The organism is Roseateles agri, assembly GCF_034043675.1.
In the GTDB taxonomy this organism is placed as follows: Bacteria; Pseudomonadota; Gammaproteobacteria; order Burkholderiales; family Burkholderiaceae_C; genus KK5.
In genome coordinates, this window is record NZ_JAXCLA010000005.1 from 364,869 (window position 1) to 386,854 (window position 21,986).

A 21,986-nucleotide genomic window follows, 5' to 3' on the forward strand; every position below is an offset into this window, starting at 1 on the left:
CCGGTGTCCGCCTGTTTTGACAGTTATGTTCTCTGCGATCGCTGTAACCACGATGCTGCCCCTCGGCCCGATGTATCGATCCATCTCACGGATTCGAAATCACAACAGCGGCAAGCATATACGCTCCAACCCTCACGAAAAGCGTGAATTGCGGACGCCTCGCCGCTCAATCACGCCCCGTTACCGGCGTCTGTCGTTCGCCGGCAACGTCTCCGAGTGGCCTTACTGGTCCAGCAGGATGCGCAGCATGCGGCGCAGCGGCTCCGCCGCGCCCCACAGCAACTGGTCACCGATGGTGAACGCGCCGAGGTATTCGGGGCCCATCGCCAGCTTGCGCAGGCGGCCGACCGGGATCGTCATCGTGCCGGTGACGGCGACCGGGGTCAGGTCGCGGATGGTTGCTTCGCGGGTGTTGGGCACCACCTTCACCCACTCGTTGTCGGCCGCGATCATGGCCTCGATGTCGGCCAGCGGCACGTCCTTCTTGAGCTTGAAGGTCAGGGCCTGGCTGTGGCAGCGCATCGCGCCGACACGCACGCAGAAGCCGTCGACGGGAATGGCGCCGGAGCCGAGGATCTTGTTCGTCTCGGCCATGCCCTTCCACTCTTCCTTGGACATGCCGTTGCCCAGGTCCTTGTCGATCCAGGGGATCAGCGAGCCGCCCAGCGGCACGCCGAAATTGGCCGTCTCTTCAGCGGAGAGCGAACGCTGCTTAGCGATGACCTGACGGTCGATCTCGAGGATCGCGCTCTTCGGGTCGTCCAGCAGGCCCTTCACCGCGGCGTTCAGCGTGCCGTACTGCGTCAGCAGTTCGCGCATGTGCTGCGCGCCGCCGCCCGAGGCCGCTTGGTAGGTCTGCGTGCTCATCCATTCGACGAGGCCGGCCTTGTACAGCGCGCCGACGCCCATCAGCATGCAGGAGACGGTGCAGTTGCCGCCGATCCAGTTGCGGCCGCCCTTGGCCAGCGCGTCCTTGACCACCGGCATGTTGACCGGGTCCAGGATGATGACCGCGTCATCGGCCATGCGCAGCGTGGAGGCCGCGTCGATCCAGTGGCCGTTCCAGCCGGCCGCGCGCAGCTTGGGGAAGACTTCGGTCGTGTAGTCACCGCCCTGCGCGGTGATGATGATCTCGCAGCGCTTGAGCTGCTCGATGTCGAAGGCGTTCTGCAGCTTGGTCTCGTTCTTCGTGAACGAGGGTGCGGCGCCGCCGGCATTGCTGGTGCTGAAGAACAGCGGCTCGATCAGATCAAAGTCACGTTCTGCCGCCATGCGGTCCATCAGCACCGAGCCGACCATGCCGCGCCAGCCTACGAGTCCTACCAAAGTCGTCATTTCGCTCTTCCTTTTGCCTACAAAAACAAACCCTTGGGTTCTTCTTGCCCCGGCTCGGTCGCCGGGTTTGTAGGGGCGAGACGAACCGGAGCTGAACTAGCCCTTAATGGTTTTGGTCGTGGTGGTGATGGCGGCAACGACCGCATCACCCATCTCGCGCGTGCCCACCTTCTGGGTGCCCTCGCTCCAGATGTCCGCGGTACGCAGACCCTGGCTCAGCACAGCGCCGACAGCCGCTTCGATACGAGCGGCGGCTTCGGGTTGGCGGAGGGAGAACTTGAGCATCATGGCAGCGGAGAGGATTGTAGCCAGAGGATTCGCCAGACCCTTGCCCGCGATGTCCGGCGCACTGCCGTGGCTGGGCTCGTACAGGCCCTTGTTGTTCTTGTCCAACGAGGCCGAGGGCAGCATGCCGATCGAGCCGGTCAGCATCGCCGCCTCGTCCGAGAGGATGTCGCCGAACATATTGCCGGTCACGACCACGTCGAACTTCTTCGGCGCCCGCACGAGCTGCATCGCGGCGTTGTCCACGTACATGTGATCCAGCTCGACGTCCGGGTACTGCGCGTGGACCTCGGTGACCACGTCCTTCCAGAACTGGAAGGTCTCCAGCACGTTGGCCTTGTCCACCGAGGTGACGCGCTTGTTGCGCAGGCGCGCGGCCTGGAAGGCGACGTGGGCGATGCGCTCGATCTCCGGACGCGAGTAGCGCATCGTGTCGAAGGCCTCCTCGGCGCCGGGGAAGTGGCCGTCCACCGCCGTGCGGCGGCCGCGCGGCTGGCCGAAGTAGATGTCGCCGGTCAGCTCCCGGATGATCAGGATGTCCAGGCCGGCCACCAGTTCCGGCTTCAGGCTGGAGGCATGCGTCAGCTGCGGGTAGCAGATGGCCGGGCGGAAGTTGGCGAACAGGCCCAGGTTCTTGCGCAGGCCGAGGATGGCCTGCTCCGGGCGCAGCGCGCGCTCGAGCTTGTCGTACTTCCAGTCGCCGACGGCGCCGAACAGCACGGCGTCCGATTCGAGCGCGAGCTTCAGCGTCGCCTCGGGCAGCGGATGGCCGGCCGCTTCATAGGCCGCGCCGCCGACCGGCGCCGTTTCCATCTCGAACTTCAGGTCCAGCACGTTCAGGACCTTGATGGCCTCGGCCATGATTTCCGGGCCGATGCCGTCGCCGGGGAGGATTGCGATCTTCATGTTCTGGGTTCCTTGATCCTTACCCGGCCAGGCGGTTGCCCAGCCAGGGCTTGGTGGCAATGCGTTCGGCTTCGAAGGCCTTGATCTTGTCCGCGTGGCGCAAGGTCAGGCCGATGTCGTCGAAGCCGTTGAGCAGGCAGTACTTGCGGAAGGGCTGCACGTCGAAGGGCAGCTCCGTGCCATCGGGCTTGACGATGACCTGGCGCGCCAGATCCACGATCAGTTGGTAGCCCGGGAAGGCGAACACCTCGTCGAACAGGCGCGCCACCTGGGCCTCGGGCAGCTGAATGGGCAGCACGCCGTTCTTGAAGCAGTTGTTGAAGAAGATATCGGCGAAGCTCGGCGCGATGACGGCGCGGAAGCCGTACTGTTCCAGCGCCCAGGGCGCGTGCTCGCGGCTGGAGCCGCAGCCGAAGTTGTCGCGCGCGATCAGCACCGAGGCGCCCTGGTAGCGCGGCTGGTTCAGCACGAAGTCGGGGTTGGGCTTGCGCGAGGCCGGGTCTTGACCCGGCTCGCCGTGGTCCAGATAGCGCCATTCGTCGAACAGGTTGGGGCCGAAGCCGCTGCGCTTGATCGACTTCAGGAACTGCTTGGGGATGATCGCGTCGGTGTCGACGTTGGCGCGATCCATCGGGGCGACGAGACCCTTGTGAACGGTGAACTTGTCCATGATTACGAGATCCTGCGAATGTCGACGAAGTGGCCTTCCATGGCCGCGGCAGCGGCCATCGCGGGGCTCACCAGATGCGTGCGGCCGCCCTGCCCTTGCCGGCCTTCGAAATTGCGGTTGCTGGTGGAAGCGCAGCGCTCGCCCGGCTCGAGCCGGTCGGCGTTCATCGCCAGGCACATCGAGCAGCCCGGCTCGCGCCATTCGAAGCCGGCGCCCTTGAACACCTGGTCCAGGCCCTCGGCCTCGGCCTGCTGCTTGACCAAGCCCGAGCCCGGCACCACCAGCGCCAGCTTGACGTTCTTGGCGATGCGTCCGCCCAAGCGGCGCACGACGGCCGCGGCCTCGCGCATGTCCTCGATGCGGCTGTTCGTGCAGGAGCCGATGAAGACCTTGTCGATCGTGATGTCGCTGATGGGCTTGTTCGGCTCCAGGTTCATGTAGGTCAGCGCACGCTCGATCGCGCCACGCTTGACGCCGTCCTTCTCCTTGTCAGGGTCGGGCACGCGATCGTCGATCGCCAGCACCATCTCCGGCGAGGTGCCCCAGGTGACCTGCGGGCGGATCTGCGACGCGTCCAGCTCGACGACCTTGTCGAAGTGCGCGCCGGCATCCGAGTGCAGCGTCTTCCAGTAAGTCACCGCCTGGTTCCATTCGACGCCGCTGGGCGAGAACGGCCGGCCCTTGCAGTAGGCGATCGTCGTGTCGTCCACCGCGATCAGGCCGGCGCGCGCACCCGCCTCGATCGCCATATTGCAGACCGTCATCCGGCCTTCCATCGACAGCGCGCGGATCGCCGAGCCGCCGAACTCGATCGTGTAGCCGGTGCCGCCGGCCGTGCCGATCTTGCCGATGATGGCCAGCACGATGTCCTTGGCGCCGCAGCCCTTGGGCAGTTGGCCCTCGACCTTGATCAGCAGGTTCTTCGCCTTCTTGGCCAGCAGGGTCTGCGTGGCCAGCACGTGCTCGACCTCCGAGGTGCCGATACCGTGCGCCAGCGCGCCGAAGGCGCCGTGCGTGGAGGTGTGGCTGTCACCGCAGACCACCGTCATGCCCGGCAGGGTCGCGCCCTGCTCCGGGCCGATCACGTGGACGATGCCCTGGCGCTTGTCGTTCATCTTGAACTGCGTGATGCCGACGCGGTCGCAGTTCGCGTCCAGCGTGTCCACCTGCAGCTTGGAGACCGGATCGCTGATGCCCTGGCTGCGGTCGGTCGTGGGCACGTTGTGGTCGGACACGGCGAGGTTCGCCGACAGGCGCCAGACCTTGCGGCCGGCCAGGTCCAGGCCCTCGAAGGCCTGCGGGCTGGTGACCTCATGGACCAGATGGCGGTCGATGTAGAGAACGGTCGTGCCGTCTTCCTCGGTGTGGACGACGTGTTCGTCCCAGAGCTTGTCGTAAAGCGTTCTTGCAACAGTCATGGCTTTTGGCTTTCTGCTGGTTTAGCGGGGCACAGTGCATCGACGAATCGCTGCACCACGGCGGGCAGTCGTTCCTGGCGCAACACGCCCAGGCAGTAATCGCGGGCGGCCCAGGTCTCGTCGAGCCCGACAAGCTGGACCGCGAACACGCGGGAGAAACGTTCGGCCGGACCTTCGGGCAGCACGGCCACGCCGAGCCCGGCTTCGACCAGTTGCGCGATCGCATCGAAGCCGCGCACCTGCAGGCGCGCATTCAGCGTGCGGCCGCGCGCCTGCGCCTGCTCGCGCATCAACTCCTGCGCGGAGGCGCCGGCATGCAGGCCGATCAGGTCGTAGTCGAGCAGGTCCGAGAAGCTCACCTTCTCGCGCTTGGCCAAGGCATGGCCCTTGGGCACCAGCACGGCGAGGCGGCTCTTCGCGTAGTTCCAAGTCTGCAGGCGGTTGTCCAGCAGCGGCGGCGTGAACAGGCCGATGTCGGCACGCCCTTCGGCCACGGCCGCCTGCGCCTCGGCGCTGGTCGTGTCCTCCAGGCTGATGCGGATCTGCGGATGCGCCTGCGAAAAGGCGGCCAGGTCCGGCGGCAGGCATTCGGCGATTGAACCGGTATTGGCGGCGATGCGCAGATGGCCCTTGATGCCGCGTGCGAACTCGACGACCTCGCTCTCCAGCGCATGCAGCGAAGCGTGCAGCGAGCGGATGTGCCGCACCAGGGCGCGACACGCCTCGGTCGGCTCGACGCCGCGGGCGCGCCGCTCGAACAGCTGGACGCCCAGGCGAGCCTCCAGGTCCGACACGCGCTTCGATGCGGCCGCCAGCGCCAGGTGCTCGCGCTCCGCACCACGCGTGATCGAGCGGGTCTGCTCGATCGCGAGGATCAGGTTCAGGGTCGTGAGGTCCAGGCGCATGGCGAAATTATGGCTTCGTGGGGAAGTGTGAATTTACCGCACTTGCCAATCGATCTTTCGCCGTAGACGAAGATTCAAAGCCACTCAAAACGCGCGCATATCGCCCAACCGGGTCGTACTCCGGGTTTGTCTGATCAACATTTCAGCTAGCAGTCAGGGTTTGTATGGCGCACACCTTCACCCCACCTGTGAAGAAATGTAAGCCGTGTGTGAGGGTCTTCGAAGCAGTGCCCGGACCTCGCGCCAACAACACTTGCGGACGTTGCAGTCGGTACCGCCTCTTCTCATAAAACTGGAGTTCTCATGACACAGATTTTTGGGCGGCTCATTCGCGCCGCCGCCATCGCCACGACCTTGGGCATGCCGCTCGCGCACGCGGCGGTGATCGACTTCGAATCCCAGGACCTGACCGGCCTCTACTTCCCCGGCGACTCGTTCAGCCAGGGCGACTTCACCCTGACGACGGCGCAGGGCTTCGGCACCATCGACGTGGCTGCCTCGCTGGGCTCGCTGGCACCGACCGGCAACGCCACGCAGTTCTACTTCAACGGCAACGACGCCACGCTGAGCCTGGCCCGCACCGACGGCAGCCTGTTCAGCCTGAGCGGCTTCTCGGCGGCCTTTGTGCCGCAGGAGCCGGCGGTGGCGCAGACGACCGTGCTGGTGGCAGTCGGCATCAAGGAGGACAACTCGACGGTCTCTGCGTACTGGACCTTCGCCTCCAGCGCCACCAGCCATTTCCCGTTCAGCACCTATGCCAGCGCCGCCGACTTCGCGGCCTTCGGTAGCGTCAAGTCGATCGAGTTCCGCTCCTGCACGCTGATCGGCGGCCTGACCTGCTCGGTGCCGACGATGAACAACGGCCAGTTCGCGATCGACGACATCGTCGTTGCCTCGGCCGTGCCTGAGCCGGCCACGATGCTGTCGATGGCGCTCGGCCTGCTGGGCCTGGGCCTGGTCCGCCGCGCAGGCCGTGCCCGCCGCGACGCCCGCTGATTTCCACCCGAACAAGAACAGGATCTTTCCATGAAGATGACCCGTATCGGATTCGCGGTGGCCATGCTCGCCGCTGCAGCCAGCTCGCACGCCCAACTCTCCAAAGCACCCGTGGTGGCCGCGCCGGTCGCCAGCGGCAGCTCTAGCGTCTACATCGTGCAACTCGCCGAGCCGCCCCTGGCGACCTACACCGGCGGCCAGCGCGGACTGGCCGCCACCAAGGCAGTGAAGGGCGCACGGCTGAACAGCCAGTCCGCGGCCGCGAAGAGCTACGTCGCCTACCTGGACCAGCGCCGCGCCACCGTCCTGGGCCGGCTGGGCGGCCAGGTCCGCACGCTGCATACCTACAGCACCGCCTTCAACGGCTTCGCCGCCGTGCTGACGCCCGCCCAGGCCGCGCAGTTGATGGCCTCGGCCGACGTCGTCTCGGTGACGCCTTCGGAACTGCGCCACCTCGACACCACCCGCACGCCGGACATGCTGGGTGAATCCGCGCCCGGCGGCGTCTGGTCGATGCTCGACGGCATGTCGCGCCAGATCAAGGGCGAGAACATCATCGTCGCCCACCTCGACACCGGCTTCTGGCCAGAAGATCCCAACTTCGGCGACAAGCAGAACGCCGCAGGCAAGCCGGTGGCCTATTACGCCACCGGTACCGACGTCTACGGCCCGCCGCCGGCCAAGTGGTCGGGCATCTGCCAGACCGGCGAAGGCTTCACCGCCAGCATGTGCAACAACAAGGTCATCGGCGCGCGCTTCTACGCCGCCGATTTCCTGGCCTCCGGCGCCGTTCCCGCAGCGCTGGAATACATGTCCCCGCGCGACGGCGACGGCCACGGCTCGCATACCGCCTCGACCTCTTCCGGCAACAGCAACGTCGAGGTCGTCAACAGCTCGGGCGTGACGACCGCCATCATGTCGGGCGTCGCACCGCGGGCACGTCTGGCGATCTACAAGGTCTGCTGGACGGCGACCGTGACGACGCAGACCGGCTGCTACACCGCCGACACGCTGCGCGCGATCGACGATGCGGTGGCCGACGGTGCCGACGTCATCAACTTCTCGGTCAGCGGCACGCAGAACAACTACGTCGACCCGGTCGAGACCGCCTACCTGAACGCGACGGCCGCCGGCGTGTTCGTCGTGGCCGCCGCGGGCAACGACGGCCCCGCGGCCAACACCGTCGCGCACATCGGCCCGTGGCTGACCACGGCTGCCTCCGGCACCGTTGACCGCGCCGCCGGTGGCGGTGACCTGACCCTGGGCAACGGCGCCGCCTACAGCGGCTTCTCCGGGAACTTCTTCGGCGTCACCGGCGGCAGCCTGGTGCTGTCGAGCAATATCCCGGCCGCCGGTCAGACGGTGGCCAACGCCAACACCTGCCTGGCCAACACGCTGGACCCGACCGGCGCCGCGGGCAAGATCGTCGTCTGCGATCGCCAGACCACCAACTCCGCCGCCAACCGGCTGGCCGCCTCCGCCGAGGTCAAGCGCGTTGGCGGCATCGGCATGGTGCTGCTGAACCCCGACACCGCCACGCCGGTCGCCGACGCCCACACGATCCCGTCAGTGCAACTGCCGAGCACCGCACGCAGCGCCGTGCGCGACTACGCGGCCACGGCCGGCGGCACGGGCACGATCGGGCTCAGCTACAACCGCTCCGGCGTCATCGCCCCGGTGATCTCCAGCTTCTCGTCGCGCGGACCCGGCCTCGGCAACCTGAACGTGATGAAGCCCGACATCACCGCGCCGGGCTCGTCGATCGTGGCGGGCGTCCGTGCCTCGCTGACGACCGCGCAGCGCAACCAGGTGGTGGCCGGCACGCTGACGCCGCCCTCCGCCGTCGGCACGCTGTCGGGCACCTCGATGGCCACGCCGCACATCGCCGGCGCGGCGGCCATCCTGCGCCAGCTCTACCCGACCTGGTCGCCCGCCGCGATCAAGTCGGCGCTGATGACCTCCACCACCACGGTCAAGCTGTCCAGCGGCGCCGCCGACCCCGTGCGCTGGAACTACGGCTCCGGCCACCTGAACCCCAACGGCGCCGCGATCCCCAGCCTGGTCTATGACACGGACATCAGCGATTACGGCCGCTTCATCTGCGGCCAGAACCTGGCGCCGCCAGCCAACCTCGGCAAGTGCGACGTGCTCGGCAGCATCAAGCCCTGGAACCTGAACCTGCCGTCGCTGCAGGCCGATGCCGTGGTCATCTCACGTACGCTGACCCGCAAGGTCACGAACACGAGCCCGGCCACGCGCACCTACGTCGCCTCGACCAGCCTGCCCGGCTGGGATGTCAGCGTGACGCCGGCGAGCCTGACCCTGGCGCCCGGCGCCAGCGCCAGCTTCGACACCAAGCTGACGCGCACCACCGCCGACCTCGGCGCCTGGACCTTCGGCAGCCTGGCCTGGAGCGACGGCGTGGTCTCGGTCACCAGCCCGCTGAGCGCCAAGGCCGTCGCCTTCTCCGCGCCGGCCCAGGTGCAGGACGTGCGCACGAACGGCCGCGGATCGGTGGTCTTCACGGCACAGTCCAGCTACACCGGCACGATGAGCCTGTCGACGATCGGCCTGGTGCCGGCGATCGTGACGACCAGCACGATCACGGCGCCCGCCACCCAGTGCTTCGCGTTCACCGTGCCGGCCGGCATGTCCTTCGCCCGCTTCCAGCTGTTCCAGGCGGACACGCAAGGCGCCACGACCGACCTCGACATGGACGTCTTCCGCTCGGCCAACTGCACCGGCACCAATGTCGGCACCAGCGCCGGCGGCTCGTCCGACGAAGTCGTGACGCTGGAAAGCCCGACCGCCGCCAACTACTCGGTGCGCGTGACCGGCTACGCCACGCCGGCCACCGGCGCGACCTACAAGCTGTCGACCTGGATCGTCGGCCCGTCCGCCGACGTGCCGACGCTGAAGGCCGCCGGCCCGACGTCGGTGTTCCCGGGCGGCAGCTCGTCGATCGCCGCCAGCTGGAACGTGCCGACCGGCTCGCGCTATATGGGCCTGGTGAACTTCTTCGACGGCTCCGCCGCGCAGATCGGATCGACCAAGGTGCTGGTGGACAACCGCTAAACGCTAAGCGAACTCCCCCCCCTAGATCGAAGGGCTGCGTGAGCAGCCCTTTTTTCATTTCCGGCCGCGCAGGTGGCAACGCCACCACATCCCCGGGGGCTACCCCCGTTGACAAGACTTAACCAGCTGCCTGACCATGCCGTCATGTAAACGGTTTCAGAAACCGGTTACATTGCCCGCGCAAAACAAGATCAGGAGACAGGACCACTCATGCCCGCCACGATTCGTGACGTTGCCAAGGCCGCCGGCGTGTCGGTCGCCACCGTTTCTCGCGCGCTGAACGACGCCGAGAAGGTGCTGCCCGAGACCCGCGAGCGCGTGCTCGCCGCCGCCGCCGAGCTGCGCTTCGTGCCGTCCAGCGCCGCGCGCAGCCTGTCCACCCGCAGTACGCAGACGATCGGTGCGATGCTGCCCGACCTGCACGGCGAGTACTTCTCCGAACTGATCCGCGGCATCGACCTCGCCGCCCGCGCCCGCGGCCTGCACCTTCTGCTGTCCAGCTCGCATGGCGACGCCGACGAAGCCGCCGCCGCGCTGCGCGCGATGACCGGCCGCGTCGACGGCTTCCTGCTGATGTCCCCGCACGTGGACGAGGACTTCCTGCGCGGCAACCTGCCGGGCGACGTGCCCGTGGTGCTGATGAACACCCGCCTGGCCGGCCGCAGCCACCCGACCTTCCGCGTCGACAACTACGGCGGCGCCCGCCGCATGGTCGAGCACCTGCAGACCAACGGCCGCCAGCACATCGCGATGATCGGCGGCCCCGCCAGCAACCCCGAGGCGCTGGCGCGCCAGCAGGGCTACACGGACGCCGTGCAGGCCTCCGGTGCTCAACCGCTGGTGCTGCCGGGCGACTTCACCGAGGCCGCCGGCTGGCGCGCCGGCCACGAGCTGCTGGCGATGAAGCAACTGCCCGATGCGGTCTTCGCCTGCAACGACATGATGGCCGTGGGCCTGATCGCGGCCCTGCGCGAGAACGGCGTCCACGTCCCGCAGGACATGGCCGTCGCCGGCTTCGACGACATCCCCATCGCCCGCTACCTGAGCCCCTCGCTGACCACGATCCGCGTGCCGGTCGTCGGCCTCGGCACCCTGGCCGTCGAGGCCCTGGTCCAGCAGATCGGCGACAGCCACAGCGAGCCCGTGCTCGACCAGTTGCTGAACGTCGAGCTGATCGTGCGCGATTCCAGCCAGCCCCCGCCCTGATTCATTTCCCTCCCGCAACACCAATGAGCGTCTTACACCAACACAAGCAGCACCAGGAGACAAACGCCATGACCACCCGCTCCCATCCGAAGCCGCGCACGCTCGTGCGGCAACTCTTCGCCGCCGGCCTGCTCGGCGGCCTGCTCGTTGCGGCGCTGCCGCCGGCGCAGGCGCAGTCGTCCAACGCCACTGTTCGCGGCACGATCACCGCCGCTGGCGCGTCCGCACCGGCTGGCACTGAAGTCCTCGCCGTCAACAAGGCGAACGGCAACACCTACCGCACCAAGACACTGGCTGACGGCAGCTACGTGCTGCCGGGCCTGCAGCCGGGCAACTACGAAATCCGCGTCGGCGGCGCCAGCCAGGGCAGCCTCGTCAGCCTGTCGGTCGGCGAGAGCGCGACGCTGGATCTCACCAGCGGCACCGACCAGCTCTCCACCGTCGTCGTCAGCGGCAATGCACAGCGCCAGGGAGCGCGCGACACGCAGGTCAGCACGCTCGTCTCGAACAAGATGATCGAGAACCTGCCCCAAGCCACGCGCAACTTCCTCTCCGCCGTTGACCTGGCACCAGGCGCGCAGTTCGAGACGGCCTCCGACGGCAGCACCCACATCCGCGGCGGCGCGCAGAACCAGGACAGCGTCAACCTCTTCATTGACGGCGTGGGCCGCAAGAACAACATCCTGCGCGGTGGCGTCATCGGCCAGCAGAGTAGCCAAGGTAATCCCTTCCCGCAGGGCGCCATCGGTGAATACCGCGTGCTGACGCAGAACTACAAGGCGGAGTACGACCAGGTCACCTCGCTGGCGGTCACGGCGCTCACCAAGTCGGGCACCAACGAATTCCACGGCGAGGTCTATGCCAACCGCACGGGTTCCAACTGGCAAGCCAAAGATCCGATCGAGAAGAAGAACGAGGCGGCGGGCATTCCGCGCCCATCATTCTCACAGGTAGAGGAAGGTTTCTCGCTGGGCGGTCCCATCATCCAGGACAAGCTGCATTTCTTCCTTGCCTATGACGGCAAATCCATCGATCGCCCAATACAGGTCACAGGCAGAAACTTCGACAAGTTTCCTGGCTCTCCCGGCATCATTCCGCAACTCAAGGACGAGCTCGGCCAGTACACCCGCAAGTTCAAGGAGGACCTGCTGTTCGGCAAGCTCTCCGCCCAGATCAACGACGAGCAGAAGCTCGACGTGAGCTTCACCGTCCGTGACGAGCATGCCAATGACCTGCTCGGCACTGATGGCGTCTCTGCTGCGAGCACCGCGAAGGACACCCGGACCACGGAGTCGCGCCTTGACATCGCGCACGAGTGGTCACGGGGCCCCTGGCTCAACGAAGCCAAGATGGGTTTCGACAACTCGCGATTCAACCCGCACTCCGTCACGGGCCAGACCTTGTTCCGCTACAAGTACTCGCCGCCCACCTCCAACAAGCTCACCGATTCTCAAGACGTGATTTGGGTCGGCGGTTCGCCCGACGAACAAGATCGCAAGCAAGACGAAATCTACTTCAAGGATGACCTCACCTACACCGGTCTCAACGGTCACGTGATCAAGGGCGGTGCCCAGCTCAAGCTGATGAAGTACCGGCTGGGCGGCACGCAGTATGGTTCAGCCGCTGTCGACACCCTGATCAATCCGACCACCGGTCAGCCCTACTACGTCGATGGCGCTTGCACGGGCACCACCATCGACCCCACTGGCTTGAGCAGCGACCAATGCAAGATAACCACTGCCGTCAAGCCGGTCGACGTGAACTTCAATAACAAGCAGTACGGCATCTATCTGCAGGACGATTGGTCGGTCACGCGCAAGCTCGAACTCTCGCTCGGCGCGCGTTGGGACTACGAAGACAACATGCTGAACAACAGCTACGTCACGCCGGCCAGCGTTGTCGCGGCGCTGTTGGGACCGGACACTCGTGGAAGTGTCGCCGGCATTCCGGTGCCAGCCGGGCAGACCTACGCTCAATCGATTGCGAAGGGCGGCGTCGACATCAGCGAGTACATCGCCAACGGTAACGCACGCAAGGCCTACAAGGGCGCATTAGCGCCGCGTCTGGGCTTTTCCTACGACACGACCGATGACCGCAGCACGGTGATCTACGGCGGCTGGGGCCGCAGCTATGACCGCACGATGGCAAATGAAGCCCTGCAAGAGTTGCAGCACAACGCGCAGTTCAACATTGATCCGAAGAGCAGCGACATCTACCTGATCAAGAACAACTACAAGATGCCCTTCGCCGACCAGATCAGCCTTGGCGTGCGCCAAGCCCTGGGCGAATGGAATGCTGACATCGCGGTGACGCAACAGCATGCCAAGAACCAGTTCATCTGGTTCAGCGGCAACCGCGATCCGAACGGCGGATATGGCACTGCAAGCATCATCGACCCGCTGTTCGGCAACCCGGCAGGTCCCGGTCACAACCTGGTCCTTGGCGACACCGTTGGCCAGATCAAGACGACCAGCCTTTTCGTCAAGATCGAGAAGCCCTACACGGTCGCGAGCGGCTGGAGCGCCACGGTCGCCTACACGCACGCCGAGGGCAAGACGACCAACAAGGACTGGGGTGAAGACGACTTCGACTGGACCTACGGCAAGGGCACCCATGGCTGGAACCCGTCCTTGCTGCTGGCGCAGGACCGCCTGGTGGTGGCCGGCTTCACGGACCGCCTGCCCTGGGGCCTGGGGCTGTCCGGCAAATGGACCTTCGACACGGGCAATCCTCACAAGGTCACCGACTGCTCCCAGGGCTTCGACAAGTGCGTCTATCGCAAGGCCGACTCGGGCAACTTCAGCCAGTTCGACCTGGGCATGTCCAAGGACTTCAAGCTCGGCATCGGTGCGTTGCGCCTGCGCGCGGACGTTTTGAACCTGTTCAATCGCGCCAACTGGAACGCCTATGACGACTGGGTCGGCGGACCGGGCAATCCTCAGAACGCCCTCGGCGGGGACAACGCCAACTTCGGCTCAAAGCTCGGAGTCCGCGGCGACATGCGCACCTACAAGCTGACGGCCTCGTACAGTTTCTAAACCCGTAGCCCAGGGCGGCGAGTCGCCGCCCTCCTCCCATGACCGACTTCCTCCTGAACCGCCGCTCGCTGCTGATCGGCGCGGGCAGCGCGCTGCTCGCGGGCTCACGGGCCTTTGCCGACTCCGCCCCGTCCGGAGTCGCACAAGCCGCCTTCCTCGACGAACTCGAGCAGCGCACCTTCAACTATTTCTGGGAAACCACCCCGGCGAACGGCCTGACGCCGGATCGCTGGCCCAGCGAGAGCTTCTGCTCGATCGCGGCGGTTGGCTTTGCGTTGACGGCCTACATCATCGGCGCCGAGCGCGGCTGGGTCAGTCGGGCCTCGGCGCGCGATCGCGTGCTGACCACGCTGAAGTTCTTCCGCGATGCGCCGCAGGGCGAAGGCCGCAGCGGCTTTGCCGGCTACAAGGGCTTCTTCTATCACTTCCTCGATTCGAGGACCGGCACCCGCTTCAAGGACACCGAGCTGTCAACCGTCGACACCGCGCTGCTGATCGCCGGCATGCTGGCCTGCCAGAGCTATTTCGACGCCGCCACGCCGGAAGAGACGAAGCTGCGCGATCTGGTGGACGAGATCTACGGCCGCGTGGACTGGGCCTGGGCGATGGTGCGCAAGCCCTTCATCAGCCACGGCTGGCATCCCGAAACGGGCCACATCAAGTGGGACTGGCGCGCCTATGACGAGGCGCACTTCGTCTACCTGATCGCGCTCGGCTCGCCCACGCGCGCGCTGGGTCGCGACAGCTACGACGCCTGGGCCAGCGGCCTGCCGGAGGCCTGGGGCTCGGAATGGGGCCAGACCTTCGTGCGCTTCCCGCCGCTGTTCGGCCATCAGTTCACGCAGTGCTGGTTCGACCTGCGCGGCATGGCCGACACCTTCATGGCCGGCAAGGGCATCGACTATTTCGAGAACTCGCGCCGCGCCACCCTGGCCCAGCGCACCTACGCCACGGTGAACCCCAACGGCTGGCGCGACTACGGTCCCGACTGCTGGGGCATCACCGCCAGCGACGGCCCGGCCGACGTGACCCGCGTGGTCGACGGCAAGAAGCGCGAGTTCCACTCCTACGCCGGCCGCGGCGTGGGCGGAAACGTGTGGGACGACGGCACGCTGGCGCCCTATGGCGCAGGCTCGTCGATTGTCTTCACGCCCAAGGAATCGATCAGCGCGCTGATGTACATGCGCGAGAAGTTTGGCAATCACCTCTACGGCCGCTACGGCTTCGTCGATTCCTTCAACACCACCTTCCGCCTGGAAGACGTGAAGCTCGACAAGGGCAAGGTCGTGCCCGACCTCGGCTGGTTCGACACCGACCACATCGGCATCGACCAGGGCCCGCTGGTGGCCATGCTCGCCAACCATCGCGACCAGACCGTCTGGCGCGCGACCCGGCGCAACGCCCATATCAAGCGCGCGCTGCTGAAGGCCGGCTTCAAGGGCGGCTGGCTGTGATTCGTCGGCGGACCTTGCTCCAGGCCGCGGCCGCCGCGCCGCTGGCCGCCTGCGCCAGCGGCACGGGCCCGCTGCGCTTCTGGGCCATGGGCCGCGAAGGCGAAGTCGTCACCGAACTGCTGGAAGAGTTCAACCGCGAGCAGCCCGGCATCGAGGTGCAGGTCGAGCAACTGCCCTGGACGGCCGCCCACGAAAAACTGCTGACCGCTTTCGCCGGCAATGCATTGCCCGATATGGCACAGCTCGGCAACACCTGGGTGGCCGAGCTGGGCGCGCTGAACGCGCTGGCGCCGCTTGACGGCTTCGTCGCCACAGAGGGCAGCACCGTTGACCGCGCAGACTATTTCGACGGCATCTGGCGCACCAACGTCATCGACGGCCAGCTGCTGGGCCTGCCCTGGTACGTGGACACACGGTTGCTGTTCTATCGCCGCGACCTGCTGGCCCGCGCCGGCTTCAATCACCCGCCGCGCGACTGGACCGAGTTCCGCACCCAGCTTGCCGCGCTGCAGCGCATCGGCATCGCCCAACCGCTGATCCTGCCGAACAACGAATTCGAGCCGCTGCTGGCCCTGGCGCTGCAGCAGGACGAGCCCTTGCTGAAGGACGCCAACACCCGCGGCAACTTCGATAGCGCCGGCTTCCGCAAGGCGCTGGACTTCTACCTCGGCCTGATCCGCGACGGCTTCGCGCCGGTCGAGTCGGACCAGCAGATCGCCAACGTCTGGCAAGAGTTCGGCAAGGGCCGCTTCGCGTTCTACATCTCCGGGCCCTGGAACATCGGCGAATTCAAGAAACGCATGCCGGCCCATCTGAAAGACGCGTGGAGCACCGCGCCGCTGCCGGGGCCGACCGGGCCGGGCGCATCCACGGCCGGTGGGTCCAGCCTCGTCGTCATGAAGCACTCGCGCCGCCAGGCCGATGCCTTCAAGCTCATCGATTTCCTCAGCCGACCTGCCGTGCAAGCGCGCTTCTACACGCTGACCGGCGACCTGCCGCCGCGCAAGTCCGCCTGGGCAGCGATCGGTGCCGACCAGCGCACCCGCGCCTTCGCCGACCAGCTCGAGCGCGTGCGGCCCGCGCCGCCAGTGCCCGAATGGGAGCGCATCGTCAACGAGATGCAGCTGCGCGCCGCCCATGCCGCGGCGGAAGGCAGCTCGGCCACCCAGGCCGCGCGCGAGATCGACGCCAACGTCGATCGCATCCTCGCCAAGCGCCGCTGGCTGCACGAGAGGGGCCGCGCGTGAATCGCCAGAATCTCTCCGGCCTGGGCTTCGTGCTGCCGGCCCTGACCGTCATCGTGCTGTTCTTCGTGCTGCCGGTCTTCATCGGCCTGGCGCTGAGCCTGACCGACTTCGACCTCTACGCGCTCGTCTCGCTGCAGAACCTGCGCTTCGTGGCCTTTGCCAACTACTGGGAGCTGCTGCAGCAGCCGCTGTTCTGGAAGGCGTTGGGCAACACGGTCTATTTCGTCGCGGTCGGCGTGCCGCTGTCGATCGCGCTGTCCTTGGGCATGGCCCTGCTGCTGCAGTCGCCGCTGGCGCGCTTCAAGCCGCTGTTCCGCACGGCCCTGTTCGCGCCGGTCGTCACCACGCTGGTGGCCGTGGCCGTCATCTGGCGCTACCTGTTCCACACGCGCTATGGCCTGGTGAACGAAGCGTTGCAGACCTTCGGCCTGAACCCGGTCGACTGGCTCGGCGACCCGCACTGGTCGATGCCGACCATCATCCTGTTCGCCGCCTGGAAGAACTTCGGCGGCAACATGATCATCTTCATGGCCGCGCTGCAGGCCATCCCCGCCGACCTCTACGAAGCGGCCGAACTCGACGGTGCGCGCAGCTGGATGAAATTCCGCCACATCACCCTGCCCTCGCTGGCGCCGACCAGCTTCATGGTCGCCATCCTCACCACGGCCGGCTATTTCCAGCTCTTCGCCGAGCCCTATGTGATGACGCAGGGCGGGCCGCTGCAGAGCACCGTCTCGGTCCTCTACCTGATGTACGACCAGGGCTTCAAGTGGTGGAACCTGGGCCAGGCCTCGGCCGTGGCCTTCCTGCTGTTCGGCCTGATCGTGGTGGTGACGCGCGGCCTGATGCGCATGGCGAGGACGGCGTCATGAAGGCCAAGTCCATTGCCGTCAACCTCGCGCTGACAGCCGCCGCGCTGCTGGCCATCGCGCCGCTGCTGTGGATGCTGTCGGTCTCGCTGATGCGCCCGGGCGAGGCCAGCAACTATCCGCCGCCGCTGCTGCCCGCGGAGCCGAGCCTGGCGCGCTACACGGAGCTGCTGAAGTCCGGCGGCTTCGGCCGCGCCTTCCTCACCAGCCTGGGCCTGGCCTGCGCCGTCACGCTGGTGTCCACCCTGCTGAACGCGCTGGCCGGCTACGGCTTCGCCAAGCTGCAGTTCGCCGGCCGCGACAAGCTCTTCGCCCTGCTGCTCGGCGCCCTGGTGATCCCGGGCCAGGTCGGCATGCTGCCGCTGTTCCTGATGCTCAAGGAGATGGGCCTGGTCAACACCTGGGCCGGCGTGCTGGTGCCCTCGATGGCCAGCATCTTCGGCATCTTCCTCGTGCGCCAGTACGCGCTGGGCATGCCCGGCGAGCTGATCGAGGCCGGCCGGCTGGACGGCGCCAGCGAGTGGCGCATCTTCATCTCCATCGTGCTGCCGCTGATGACGCCGGTGCTGGTGACGCTGGCGGTGCTGACCTTCCTGGGCAGCTGGAACGATTTCATGTGGCCGCTGATCGTGCTGACCGATGGCCGGCTCTACACGCTTCCGATCGCGCTGGCCGCGCTGTCGCGCGAACACGTGCAGGACGTTGAGATGATGATGGCCGGCGCGGTGATCACCATCGCGCCGGTGCTGCTGCTCTTCCTGGCATTGCAGCGCTATTACATGCAAGGCCTGTTGATGGGGGGAGTGAAGTGATGGTGCTCATGACGATGCTGCTGGCGGGAGCCGCGGTGAACGTAGACCTGCATCAGCCCTGGCAGGCTGCGGCCTCCGACCAGGTGGAGTCGCGCGTCGAGGCCAAGGCCGACGGCCGCCAATGCCTGCACTACGACTTCAAGGGCGTGTCCGGCTACGCGGTGATGCGCCGCAGCTTGCCGCTAGATTGGCCCGAGGATTTCGAGCTTGCCGCCACCCTGCAGGGCCAGGGCGACGCCAATGCGCTGCAGCTCAAGTTCGCCGACGCCAGCGGCGACAACGTCTGGTGGCTCAACAAACCCGGCTTCGCGCCGCCGGCCCAGCCACGCACCTTGCGCGCGCAGCGCCGCTCGATGGACTTCGCCTGGGGCCCCGCCGAAGACCACACGCTGCGCCACACGCAGACGGTGGAGCTGGTCGTCGCCAGCACCGGCCCCGGTGCGCAGGCGGGCCGCGGCGTCGTCTGCCTCGGTGCGCTGAGTCTCGTGCCGCGCGCACCGCTGACCCAGCCGCCGCAGCGCCCGGTCCTGCAGCAGCAGGGCGCGCAGTTGCTGGTCGACCTCGGCCGCGAGCGCGACTTCAGCGGGCTACTGCTGCGCTGGGCCCAGGCGCCGGCCAAGTTCAGCATCAGCACTTCGATCGACAAGCGCCGTTGGACGCCGCTCGGCGCCGAGACGGCGAGCCACGGCCTCGATGCCCTCTTCCTGCCCGATGCCCACGCTCGCTGGCTGCGCATCACCGGTGAGCCAGGCATGAGCCTGGCCGAGCTGCGCCTGCCCAGCCCCGAGCCCGGCGCCGATGCCGATTGGCCCGACCGCAACGCGATGCTCGCCGACCTGGCCCGCCGCCTGCCCCAGGGCACCCTGCCGCGGGCCTTCAGCGGCCAGCAGAACTACTGGACCCTGGTCGGCGTGGACGGTGGTGCCGAGCATTCCGCGCTGCTGAGCGAAGACGGCGCGCTGGAGCTGGGCCGCGGCGGCCCCAGCCTGGAACCGCAGATCCGCATGACGGACGACAAGGGCAACAGCCGCTGGCTCGACTGGAGCCGTGCCGGCATCGGCCAGTCGCTGGCCAGCGGCGAGTTGCCGCTGCCCAGCGTCCACCTCGTCTGGCCGGGCCTGCAGCTGGACGTCACGGCCGCCGCCGACGGCTCGTCCACCGCGCCGCGCCTGCTGGCCCGCTACACGCTGCGCAACACCGGCAAGACGGCGCTGGCGCTGGACATGCAGTGGCTGCTGCGCCCCTGGCAGGTCAATCCGCCGCAGCAGTTCCTCAACACGCCGGGCGGCTTCAGCCCGATCCGCCAGCTGGCGTGGAACGGACAAGACCTGACCCTGAACGGACAGCCGGCGATCCGCCCGATGTTCAAGCCCGACGCCGTGCGCGCGCTGGCCGGCAGTGTGGACCGCGAGGCGCTGCAGGCGGCCGCACCCTTGACGACCGATCTGCGCGACGCCGACGGCCTCGTCTCCGCCGCCCTCGCCCGCTCGCTGCAGCTCGCCCCCGGCGAATCGCGCGTGCTGGACTTCGCCATGGCGCTCGCGCCGCGCACGAAGCTGGACGGCGCGGCCGGCTTCGACGCCATCGAGCAGGCCTGGCAGCAACGCCTGGGCAGCTTGAAGCTGACCCTGCCGCCCGGCAACGAGGCACTGGCCCGCACGATCAAGACCACCTGGTCGCAGATGCTGCTGTCGCGCGAAGGCGCCGCGTTGCGCCCCGGCACGCGCGCCTACGGCCGCAGCTGGATCCGCGACGGCGCGATGATGGCCGAGGCCCTGCTGCGCGTCGGCGAGACGGCCGCCGCGCGCGACTTCATCGACGGCTTCGAGCCGCAGATCTTCGCCAGCGGCAAGGTGCCCTGCTGCATCGACCGCTTCGGCGCCGACCCGGTGGCCGAGAACGACAGCCACGGCCAGTACCTGTTCGCCGTCGCCGAGGTCTGGCGGTACACGCACGACAAGGCCTGGCTCGCCCGCCACTGGCCACGCGTGCAGAAGGTCGTCGCCTACATGGACAAGCTGCGCGCCAGCACGCTGGGCCCGGACACGCCGCCACAGGCCCGCGGCCTGATGCCACCCTCGATCAGCCACGAAGGCTATTCGGACAAGGCCGCCTACTCGTTCTGGGACGACTTCTGGGCCCTACGCGGCTACAAGGACGCGGTGCAGATCGCCGAGGCGCTGGGCCAGGACGCCGGCCCCTTCGAGCGCTCGCGCGATGCCTTCGCCGGCTCGCTGGCTGCCGCCGTGCGCAACACCGCCGCCGTGTTCAAGCTCGACACCCTTTCCGGCGCCGCGGACCGCGGCGACTTCGACCCGACCTCCAGCACGATGGCGCTGGACCCGGCCCAGGCCGCGGACCTGCTGCCGCCCAAGCTGCTGGCCAACACCTTCGTCCGCTACACCGAATCGGCACTGGCCCGCGCCGACGGCACCCGCCCGCAACGCGACTACACGCCCTACGAGCTGCGCACCATCGGCGCGCTGGTCCGACTCGGGCAGGCCGACGACGCGCAGGCCCTGCTCCAGTTCTTCTTCAAGGACCAGCGGCCGGCCGCCTGGCACCAGTGGGCCGAGGTGGTGATGCGCGAGCCGCGCGAGCCAAAGTTCCTCGGCGACATGCCGCACGCCTGGGTCGCCTCCGATTTCCTGCGCTCCGCGCTGGACCTGTTCGCCTACGAGCGCGAAAGCGACGGCGCCCTGGTGCTCGGCGCCGGCATCAGCGCGCCGATGCGCCTGGCCGGCGACGTCGGCATCGCCGGGCTGCGCACCCACGGCGGCCGGCTCGACTGGACGCTGCTGCGCACGCAGACCGGCTGGCGACTGGCGATCGAGCAGCGCCCGGCCGGCACGCCGCTGCGCCTGGCCTGGCCCGATGGCGAATTGCCCCGCGCCCGGCTGAACGGCCAGACGATGAAGTGGGAAGGCCGCGAACTGCCCATCCCCGCCGAGGCCCGCAGCATCGAATTCGATTGAGAGATCAAGGAGGAAGAACAATGACGAACCGCCGCGAGACCCTGGTCGTGCTGGCCGCCGGCGCCATGCTCGGCGCCTGCGCCGCGCCGCCGGCACCGAATGCAGCGAGCCCCGCCCGTCCGCCGCTGCCGGCGGGCCTGCAGCCGGGCCGCCAGATGATGCTGAGGATCGACGGCATGCCGCTGTCGCGCATGTGGGTCTGGCTGCCGGCCGACTACCTGCAGGCCGAGCGCCCGTGGCCCCTGGTCGTGTTCCTGCACGGCTCGGGCGAGCGAGGCACCGAGCTCGACGCCGTGCTGCGCAACGGCCCGCCGATGCATGCCGCCAAGGGCGACCAGGCACCCTACCCCTTCGTGCTGGTGAGCCCGCAACTGCAGGACGATCGCGAATGGGAGCCCGACGAGCTGCACGCGCTGCTCGACGCCTTGAAGACGCGCTTCTACGTCGATCCGCAGCGCTGCCTCGGCACCGGCCTCTCGCTGGGCGGGCATGGCGTCTGGAACTGGGCGACGCGTCACCCGAACGATCTCGCCGGCATCGCCCCCGTCTGCGGCCATGGCGACCCCGCCCGCGTGGCCGCCATGCGCAAGGTGCCCGTGCGCGCCTACCACGGCGACCGCGACGACGTCGTGCCGCTGGCCGACCAGCAAGCCTGCGTCGATGCCCTGCGCGCCGCAGGCGGCACGGTCGAGTTCACCATCTATCCGGGCGTGAACCACGGCTCCTGGATTCCGGCCTACCAGGACCCCGGGCTCGTCCCCTGGCTACTCGCGCAGAAGCGCGCAGGATAAACAC

Annotated in this window: 15 protein-coding genes; 10 read left to right on the forward strand and 5 right to left on the reverse strand. The window is 67.6% G+C overall.

All coding sequences use genetic code 11. The annotated features are described in order from the left end of the window. Positions 1 to 222 precede the first annotated feature (222 nt). The 5 genes from asd to SNE35_RS17220 form a co-directional block, all read right to left on the reverse strand. The gene (gene asd / locus SNE35_RS17200) at positions 223 to 1,335 is read right to left on the reverse strand and encodes an aspartate-semialdehyde dehydrogenase (protein WP_320424154.1); all 1,113 of its coding nucleotides are present in this window, start codon (positions 1,333 to 1,335) and stop codon (positions 223 to 225) included. 96 nt (positions 1,336 to 1,431) lie between these two features. Beyond that, positions 1,432 to 2,526: a 3-isopropylmalate dehydrogenase gene (gene leuB / locus SNE35_RS17205; protein ID WP_320424155.1), complete on the reverse strand. Its 1,095-nt coding sequence runs from the start codon at positions 2,524 to 2,526 to the stop codon at positions 1,432 to 1,434. A gap of 19 nt (positions 2,527 to 2,545) precedes the next feature. Continuing rightward, on the reverse strand, positions 2,546 to 3,196 hold the full coding sequence (gene leuD, locus SNE35_RS17210; RefSeq protein WP_320424156.1) for a 3-isopropylmalate dehydratase small subunit: 651 nt from the start codon (positions 3,194 to 3,196) through the stop codon (positions 2,546 to 2,548). 2 nt (positions 3,197 to 3,198) lie between these two features. Further along, complete coding sequence (leuC, locus tag SNE35_RS17215; RefSeq protein ID WP_320424157.1) at positions 3,199 to 4,614, reverse strand: 3-isopropylmalate dehydratase large subunit; 1,416 nt, start codon at positions 4,612 to 4,614, stop codon at positions 3,199 to 3,201. Then, positions 4,611 to 5,519 carry a LysR family transcriptional regulator gene (locus SNE35_RS17220; protein ID WP_320424158.1) on the reverse strand — a complete coding sequence of 303 codons (909 nt, stop codon included), beginning with the start codon at positions 5,517 to 5,519 and terminating at the stop codon, positions 4,611 to 4,613. The genes leuC and SNE35_RS17220 overlap by 4 nt, the downstream gene beginning before the upstream one ends. A gap of 303 nt (positions 5,520 to 5,822) precedes the next feature. Here SNE35_RS17220 and SNE35_RS17225 point away from each other — a divergent pair, with 303 nt between their 5' ends. The 10 genes from SNE35_RS17225 (at position 5,823) to SNE35_RS17270 (ending at position 21,982) form a co-directional block, all read left to right on the forward strand. After that, positions 5,823 to 6,515, forward strand: a complete 693-nt coding sequence (locus SNE35_RS17225; protein ID WP_320424160.1) for an NF038120 family PEP-CTERM protein — start codon at positions 5,823 to 5,825, stop codon at positions 6,513 to 6,515. Positions 6,516 to 6,545: 30 nt separating this feature from the next. Then, a complete protein-coding gene (locus SNE35_RS17230; RefSeq protein WP_320424161.1) occupies positions 6,546 to 9,590 on the forward strand; it encodes a S8 family serine peptidase in 3,045 nt (1,014 codons plus the stop codon). A gap of 210 nt (positions 9,591 to 9,800) precedes the next feature. After that, a complete protein-coding gene (locus SNE35_RS17235; protein WP_320424163.1) occupies positions 9,801 to 10,796 on the forward strand; it encodes a LacI family DNA-binding transcriptional regulator in 996 nt (331 codons plus the stop codon). 68 nt (positions 10,797 to 10,864) lie between these two features. Beyond that, the gene (locus SNE35_RS17240; protein WP_320424164.1) at positions 10,865 to 13,834 is read left to right on the forward strand and encodes a TonB-dependent receptor; all 2,970 of its coding nucleotides are present in this window, start codon (positions 10,865 to 10,867) and stop codon (positions 13,832 to 13,834) included. A 38-nt stretch (positions 13,835 to 13,872) separates the two neighbouring features. Next, positions 13,873 to 15,288, forward strand: coding sequence for a glucoamylase family protein (locus tag SNE35_RS17245; RefSeq protein ID WP_320424165.1), 1,416 nt, complete (start codon positions 13,873 to 13,875; stop codon positions 15,286 to 15,288). After that, entirely contained in the window at positions 15,285 to 16,535 is a 1,251-nt protein-coding gene (locus tag SNE35_RS17250; RefSeq protein ID WP_320424166.1) for a sugar ABC transporter substrate-binding protein, read from the forward strand. The genes SNE35_RS17245 and SNE35_RS17250 overlap by 4 nt, the downstream gene beginning before the upstream one ends. Next, positions 16,532 to 17,407, forward strand: coding sequence for a carbohydrate ABC transporter permease (locus tag SNE35_RS17255; RefSeq protein WP_320424167.1), 876 nt, complete (start codon positions 16,532 to 16,534; stop codon positions 17,405 to 17,407). The genes SNE35_RS17250 and SNE35_RS17255 overlap by 4 nt, the downstream gene beginning before the upstream one ends. After that, complete coding sequence (locus tag SNE35_RS17260) at positions 17,404 to 18,216, forward strand: carbohydrate ABC transporter permease (protein WP_320424168.1); 813 nt, start codon at positions 17,404 to 17,406, stop codon at positions 18,214 to 18,216. The genes SNE35_RS17255 and SNE35_RS17260 overlap by 4 nt, the downstream gene beginning before the upstream one ends. Next, positions 18,216 to 21,191, forward strand: a complete 2,976-nt coding sequence (locus SNE35_RS17265) for a discoidin domain-containing protein (protein ID WP_320424169.1) — start codon at positions 18,216 to 18,218, stop codon at positions 21,189 to 21,191. Before SNE35_RS17260 ends, SNE35_RS17265 begins: the two co-directional genes overlap by 1 nt. 20 nt (positions 21,192 to 21,211) lie before the next feature. Next, positions 21,212 to 21,982, forward strand: coding sequence for a carboxylesterase family protein (locus tag SNE35_RS17270; protein WP_320424170.1), 771 nt, complete (start codon positions 21,212 to 21,214; stop codon positions 21,980 to 21,982). The last annotated feature ends 4 nt before the right edge of the window (positions 21,983 to 21,986 follow it).